Raw genomic sequence first — 306 nt, 5'->3', positions numbered from 1 at the left:
CGGATAAGCAGTGGTTGCATCGGGTGACGCTTCCACTACAACATCCAAATGCTTCTCTTTTAATAGATCCTCAAAATCATTTGTTACTTTTGTATCCCTTATTATCTCCCTATGCTTTGTATCCTTAACGAGGACAAGGGGGATGCTAAGGGGTCTGCCTAACAGCCTGGTTATCTTTTCTGCTTTATGTTGAAGAGTCCAATAAACTCCTTCTCCAACTGTTCCAAAACCGATGATAGCCAATTTAAAAGGCTTTTGATTATGTTTCAGGCTCATCCAACAGCCCCTCCCTTTCCAGTACATATA

At 41.5% G+C, this 306-nt stretch carries 1 protein-coding gene; it reads right to left on the bottom strand.

Going from position 1 to position 306, the window contains the following annotated elements; translation table 11 throughout:
* A partial coding sequence (locus tag AOA60_RS01200) for a hypothetical protein (RefSeq protein ID WP_256592780.1) occupies positions 1-276 on the bottom strand: 276 nt, incomplete at its 3' end.
* Between the last annotated feature and the right edge of the window lie 30 nt (positions 277-306).

The sequence above is a fragment of the Pseudomonas sp. 2822-17 genome, from assembly GCF_002742485.1.
Lineage (GTDB): Bacteria > Pseudomonadota > Gammaproteobacteria > Pseudomonadales > Pseudomonadaceae > Aquipseudomonas > Aquipseudomonas cyclaminis.
The sequence above is the reverse complement of the archived record's forward strand: the minus strand, read 5'-3'. Positions and strand labels throughout refer to the sequence as shown.